Here is a 1,473-nt window from a genome sequence, read left to right on the forward strand (position 1 = left end):
GAATGCTGCCCTGCGCGATCCCCACTCAGGGCTTCCAGATGGTTGCCCGGCGGAAAACGCAGATCCTCAAGTTGCATGGCCGCGTCCAGTGCCGACAGCATGGCGCGCGTCCGCCTGACCAGATCAGCCGGAAAACCCTTGCCGAAACGGCCCTGAACCGCACCGGCGGCAAGCTTTCCACGCGTGCTGATGATCATGCCAATATGTATCATGACATGATACAGAAATCAAGGTTTCCCCCATGGCTGAGAAGAAGGTCTCCGTCCGCCTCGTGGCGGAGGGCGGCCGTCGCGTGCGCGCCGAACTGGAGGGCGTGGGCGAGGCCGGAGCCCGCGGTTTCGGCCGCCTGTCGCGCGAGATGGACCTGGCGAACACCCGGCTTGCGGCCTTTGCGCGCCGGGCGGGCCTCGCCCTCGGGGCCGCCGCTGCCGCCGCCACATCCCTCGGCCTGATCGTCCGCTCCACGGCCGAGTCCTTGGCGAAGGCACGCATGATCAACGCAGCCTCGATGCAGTGACGGCGTATCGCGGAGTTGTACGTCGCGAGATCATGGACAGACCGCGCGACGCGATCGGCGCCCAAAAGCTTGTGCAAGTTTCGATCGACGTAATAGTGGATGACGCGTTCCACGATGTTCGCGTGGAAATGGTGGGCCAGAGCGCCAAATTTCTCCGGCGACCTCAGAGCCGCCACTGAAGCCTGCACATCTGTAGCATTTGGAGACCACATCGGCATGCCCGCCTCTACGGCCTCGGCGAGCGCGGCAGCTCCGGCCTGACGGGCGATGTCGCCAAGGTCCGTCGCCCCCGCATGGGCGCGCCGTTGCACGCGCTCCTGCCGCGCGTGCCGTCAGCGACACAAGCTATGCCGCGCTGGGCTTCCCCGCCCTTCGTCGTGATCGGCCGGCGCGTCTACTACCGCATCGAGGCGGTGCGCGAGTGGCTGCTCGCCCGCGAGCAGGAAGCCTCCCGCAAGCCGAGCGCCCCGCGCGCCGGGAGGGGCCGATGACCGCGCCCGCCACGCTCGCGCCCGACATGATGGTGGGCGCCGCCGAGATCGCCCGTTTCCTCTACGACTCCGACGAGTTCCGGTTCCAGCGCCGCGTCTACTACCTCTGCACGCGCTCGAAGCGTCCGCTGCCGCATTTCCGGCTGGGCCACCGCATCGCCACGCGCCGCTCTACGCTGATGGACTGGATTGCCCTGCAGGAGGGCTTCGCCAATGCCTGACACTCCTATCCAGTTCACCGGCTCAATCCTCGAACTGCTGGAAACCAAGGTCGCTGCGGAGGCCGCGCACCTGCTGCCCATCGTCCAGGCGATCCGCGATCACGGTGTCGGCTTCCTGGTGATCCCCCAGCGCGCGACAGGGCTCCACCGCTGTTGGCTGTCACTGAGAACTGACCCGGCGTTGTCACCGAGAACTGACCCGCCCGGTCGTTATGTTTGCTACTTCATGCTGGGGTCAATGGTG

At 66.6% G+C, this 1,473-nt stretch carries 4 protein-coding genes and 1 pseudogene; 4 read left to right on the top strand and 1 reads right to left on the bottom strand.

The window, feature by feature from the left end:
• On the bottom strand, positions 1–197 hold a 197-nt coding region (locus tag EV655_RS19075; protein WP_132546816.1), incomplete at its 3' end, for a type II toxin-antitoxin system RelE/ParE family toxin.
• Between the two features lie 44 nt (positions 198–241).
• On the opposite strand from EV655_RS19075, the pseudogene EV655_RS18505 reads away from it, so the two are divergent.
• From EV655_RS18505 to EV655_RS18520, 4 genes and pseudogenes are all read left to right on the top strand, one after another.
• Positions 242–490 (top strand): annotated as a pseudogene (locus EV655_RS18505) (phage tail tape measure protein); the annotation flags it as partial.
• A 320-nt stretch (positions 491–810) separates the two neighbouring features.
• Entirely contained in the window at positions 811–1,008 is a 198-nt protein-coding gene (locus EV655_RS18510) for a DNA-binding protein (protein WP_132546817.1), read from the top strand.
• Complete coding sequence (locus EV655_RS18515) at positions 1,005–1,229, top strand: hypothetical protein (protein ID WP_132546818.1); 225 nt, start codon at positions 1,005–1,007, stop codon at positions 1,227–1,229. The genes EV655_RS18510 and EV655_RS18515 overlap by 4 nt, the downstream gene beginning before the upstream one ends.
• Positions 1,222–1,473 (top strand): hypothetical protein (locus tag EV655_RS18520; protein ID WP_132546819.1); only part of this gene is annotated, 252 nt, incomplete at its 3' end. The genes EV655_RS18515 and EV655_RS18520, both read left to right, overlap by 8 nt.

The organism is Rhodovulum euryhalinum, from assembly GCF_004342445.1.
In the GTDB taxonomy this organism is placed as follows: Bacteria; Pseudomonadota; Alphaproteobacteria; order Rhodobacterales; family Rhodobacteraceae; genus Rhodovulum; species Rhodovulum euryhalinum.